Source organism: Streptomyces sp. S6 (assembly GCF_054880855.1).
The window spans coordinates 1-4,545 of the sequence record NZ_JBTYMC010000421.1; the positions used below are offsets into that span (position 1 = coordinate 1).

At 73.9% G+C, this 4,545-nt stretch carries 4 protein-coding genes; all 4 read right to left on the bottom strand.

The annotated features are described in order from the left end of the window. Nucleotides 1–728 (bottom strand): hypothetical protein (locus ACVNF4_RS32770; RefSeq protein WP_461806518.1); only part of this gene is annotated, 728 nt, incomplete at its 3' end. Between the two features lie 301 nt (nucleotides 729–1,029). Further along, nucleotides 1,030–2,019 (bottom strand): hypothetical protein, encoded by a 990-nt coding sequence (locus tag ACVNF4_RS32775; RefSeq protein ID WP_461806519.1) that lies wholly within the window; start codon nucleotides 2,017–2,019, stop codon nucleotides 1,030–1,032. Then, a complete protein-coding gene (locus ACVNF4_RS32780; RefSeq protein ID WP_461806520.1) occupies nucleotides 2,016–2,672 on the bottom strand; it encodes a cupin domain-containing protein in 657 nt (218 codons plus the stop codon). Before ACVNF4_RS32780 ends, ACVNF4_RS32775 begins: the two co-directional genes overlap by 4 nt. Before the next feature lie 307 nt (nucleotides 2,673–2,979). Continuing rightward, nucleotides 2,980–4,389 (bottom strand): carboxylesterase/lipase family protein, encoded by a 1,410-nt coding sequence (locus ACVNF4_RS32785; protein WP_461806521.1) that lies wholly within the window; start codon nucleotides 4,387–4,389, stop codon nucleotides 2,980–2,982. Nucleotides 4,390–4,545 lie beyond the last annotated feature (156 nt).

Consider the following 4,545-nt stretch of genomic DNA (forward strand, 5'->3'; position numbering starts at 1 on the left):
CGCAGCACCGCGCGTACGAGGCGGGCGGGCGGGACCGCCGCCACCTCCGCGAACCGGCCGCGCGCCAGCCAGTCCACCTCGGCCGCCTTCAGTCCGTGCGGGAGGGGGCCGATCGGGGGGACGCGGCCGGGTCTGCGGCCGGAGACGAGGTGCAGGGTCTGGGCGTGGCGGGGGACGATCCCGAGCGAGGTCACCTTGACGCCGGGTACCGCGCCGAGTGAGTCGCGGATCTTCGCGGGGAGGGTGATGCCGGTGGGGCTCGCGTCGTGCAGAACGTGAACGGTGGCGGTCCCGGCGAGGGCCAGGGCCGACTTGAGGAGGGGGTCGAGGGGGAGGTCGTCCGGTGCGGCGAGGATCGGGCAGGCCGCTTCGAGGTGGACGTGGTTGGCGAGCAGCATGCCGGTGATCCGGCGGTCCTGGCAGATCAGGAGGCGGGGTACGCCGTAGTCGTAGAGGTCGGGTTCGGCCGCCGGGCCGCCGGTGGTGGGGGCGGGGGCGGCTGCGGGGAGCAGACCGGGGAGGTGCAGGCCGTCGAGGGCCTCGGTGAAGTGGGGGAGGCGGACGGGTGGGGGCGGGCTGTAGGGGACGTGGCGCAGGGGGGCCGGGCGGGGGCGCAGGACGCGGCACGTCTCGTAGTACAGCTGGCGTTCGGTGAAGCGCAGGTTCCCGGGGGTGGCGGCCCGGCGCGCGGCCTCGGTGATCGCCCGGCGCAGGAGGGGCCTCGGCATGTCGGTTCCCGTCTTTGCGGATGAGTGGGTCAGCCACTGGACCTCTCCGGGGGCCAGGTGGCCGGGCCAGTTTTGGAGGGCAGTGGATGAGTGGCCCAGCCACTGGACCTCTGCGGCGGCCAAGTGGCCGAGCCAGTTTTGGAGGGCAGCGGATGAGTGGCCCAGCCACTGGACCTCTCCGGGGGCCAAGTGGCCGAGCCAGTTTTGGAGGGCAGCGGATGAGTGGCCCAGCCACTGGACCTCTGCGGCGGCCAAGTGGCCGAGCCAGTCAGGGTCGGAGTGGATGAGCGGTTCGGCCACTTCACCCGATCCCCTCTCCCCGTTCGTCCGGCCAAGTGAGGAACCCGACGGACGCGGCCTCTCGGCGCACCCCCGCCTCTTCGACGGCCCGTGTCACGACGGCCAGCAGCTTGGCGGGCGGCACTCCGACGAGCGGGAACCCCCACCCCTTCCCGAGCCACTTCACCTGCTCCGGCGTCAACCGCCCGCCGTCCGTCAGCGACTTGACGGTGTCGGGCCCCGGCCGCTCCCCCCGCACCGGCACCGCCTTCCGCACCCCGAACACGGCCCCCACCGGTACCCCGATGTCGACGACGGTCCGCCCGGGGACGGCGGCACGGACCCTGTCGACCCACAGCAGCCCGTCCGCGTCGGCGTCGTGCAGCACAAGCACCGGCCCTCGGCCGGGCAGCACCGACCAGTCGGCGAAGACGTCGACACCGGCCTTGTCCAGGAAGACGCCGATGGACCGGTCGGGGCAGATCACGACGGGCCCGTCGGGCGACGCCCGGCCGGGCCGGGGATAGCGGCTGTCGTCGAGGACCCCGGCCGGCAGCCGGTGATAGACGTCCCGCCAGGCCGCCATCATGTCGGTACGGAACGCCTCCCGCCCGACCTTGGGCCGCCCCCGCCCCACCCCCACGACACGGGCGACGACGAACCCGGCGCCCGCGAGGAGCGCGAGCACCCCGCCGACCTGGGCGGCGCCCACCCCGGTGTCGAGCCCGAAGATCCCGCCGACCGCTCCGACGGCGAGCAGGACGATCGCGCAGCCCGTCTCGACTCGTGGTTCCCGCAGCGCGCGGCGCGACAGGGCGTACCACAACTGGCCGGTCGTGCAGGGAAGTTGCCCGTTCTGGGTGAGTCCGGCGACGACCCTGCGGACCCGGAGGTCGTTCAGTCCGAGCGGGTTGGTCTTCGGGTCGAAGGCGTAACGGCGCCCGCATTTGCCGCACTTGTTGTCGGGCCGCTCCTTGCGCAGGAGGGACTGTTCGCAGTGCGGGCAGATCATGGCCGGCCCTCCAGTCGCCGCGCGACGCGTCGCAGGCGTGCGGCGAGGCGTTCCCGGGCGGTGGTGGCGCCGATGCCGTGCAGGTTCTGGTGGCGTTCGATGTCCCGCAGGGCGGCGGCGAGTCGGCTGAAGGAGGCATCGGCCCGGCGTTCCGCTTCGTCGGCGGTGATCGCGTAGTCCTGGTGGTCGATGCCGTAGCCGGTGTTCGCGGCGAGGATGGTCAGCGGGTCGGCGCTCCGGTTGGCGAAGGAGTGCGGCATCATCTCCGGGATGCGGATCAACTCGCCGGGAGTGAGGGCGACTTCGGTGACCCGGCCGTGCCGGTCGTCGTACAGGCCGCAGGCGGCGTGGCCGAGGCTGAGGACGTAGTGCTCGCCGCCGTGGGCGTGCGGGGTGAAGGCGCTGCGGGGGCCGACGATGCCGAGTTTGACGGTGGCGTTGGAGGGTCGTTCGGGTGACGTCTTCGCGTCGCCGACGAGGTAGTGGGCGAACTGTCCGTCGTCGATGAACCTCAACAGGTCCTTGTCGGGGCCGAGTTCGCGGGCGCCGTCGCGGTCCGTGAGGGTCACCCCGCCGTCCGCGTCGAGCCGGTACAGCCGTACCCCGGCGGGGAGTTCACCCGCCGCCGCGGAAACTCCACGGCCTTCACGCATCCCACCGGACAAGCGCGCCTCCCCCATGTGCCGCTCACGTATGCGCATCGTAGGCCGATGATCTAGAACTCGACGAGGTCGCGGACGGACCAACTTGCTTCACCGGGGCGAACGATGGGTGAACGGCCGGTGCCGCCGCCCCGCCCCGAGGAGGTGGCGTTGCGTCAGGTGCGCGAGACGATCAGGCCGGCCGTCGCCTTGTTCCTCGAACTGCGCGCGACATTCCCCTGGTTGGGGTGGGCGGTGGGCGGGGCGCGACGGTCACCCCGGCAGCCTCGGCTTGGAGAACCTCCTCACCCGCTGGGACTCAGACGCCGACGTCGTACCAGGTCCCCGCCTGCCACTCGCGGCCCTCCCACAGCTTGCGGCGAACCGCGTCCGGGTCGTTCGCGACGCGGGAGCCGTCGGCCGTGAACAGCATGGTCGCCCGGCCGGGGAGGGTGTACGGGGTCCAGCCGGGTGTGCCGGTGGTGACGAACGCGCCCCAGGCGGCGTGGAGTTCGCCCGCCACGCCGTCGCCGCCCGTCCAGACGGCGGGGGCGTCGGAGCCGTGGAACGCGGGGAGGCCGGCATAGGCGGTGAGGGGGCCGTCGTACCGGGAGCGCCAGACGGGGGCGTGGGTGCTCTGGGCGTCGGCGAGGCGGGTGGTGGGGACGGCGTAGCGCTCGTCGGTCATGAGGTCGGCGCGCGGGTCGCCGGGGGTGTAGGCGGCGAGGATCTCGTCGCGGGTCTCGGGGCCGAAGGCGTCGTCCAGGACGTGGGCGGCGCGGGCGGCGGAGCCGGGGGCGCCCATCTCGAACAGGAGGCACTCGCTGACGCAGTGCTGGGCCAGGAGGGGGATACCTGCGGCGGCGCCGTCCGCGATGGCGTCGGTGGGGCGGCGCGGAATCGCGAGGCCGTCGATCACCGGGCGCCACACCCAGGTGGCCTCGATGCCCTGGGCGACGGCGTTCTGGGCGGCCAGGACGGCTTCGGCGGGCGCGTCCCTCGGGTCCCCGGCGCCGAGTTCCTTCAGGAAGCGGGCTGCCAGCGCGCGGCTCTGCTCCGGCGTCGCGACGTGGTCGCCGCCGCTGCTGGTCGCGGCGGCGTGGACGAGGCCCCGGGTGAGCGGGGACGCGATCAGGTTGGACACGGACTTGGCGCCGGCGGACACCCCGTAGACGGTGACCCGGCCGGGGTCGCCCCCGAACGCCCCGATGTTGGCGCGCACCCAGCGCAGGGCGGCGATCTGGTCGTGCGTGCCGTGGGCCCCGCTGTGCTCCTCGTCCGGCAGGGCAAGAAACCCGAGCGCGCCGAGCCGGTAGTTGAGGCTCACCACCACAACGCCGAAGTCCCGGGCGAGGACGACGCCGTCGCCCACCATGTCGTGCCCGTTCCCGACGTGGTAGCCGCCACCGTGCAGCCAGACGACGACGGGGGCGCGGACGGCGTCGGCGGGTGCCGTGACGTTGAGGTGGAGGCAGTCCTCCGAGGGCGCCGGGATGTCGAGGCCGTCCGGCGCCGGCGTTCCCGGGATCAGCGGCGGCGGCTGGATCGCGGGGTTGCCGGGCCGCGACCCGTCCCGCACCCCGCTCCAGCCCTCGGCGGGACGCGGCGGGCGCCAGCGGGCGGGACCCACCGGCGGGGCGGCGTACGGGATGCCCCGCCAGGACAGGACACCGTCACCGCTCTCGACGCCGCGCACCTTGCCGCCCGCGGTCTCGATGATCCTCGTCATGGCCGCCGCCCTCCGGACGTGATCGTCTTCTGTGCCGGACGAGAGACTATCGGCCGCGGCGCCGGCGGACGAGCCGCAGTTGGCCAAGCCCCGGCAGCGAAAGGGCTGGTCAACCGGGGCGGCGGGGTGGGACGGGGCGGCGGGGCCCGGCGACAC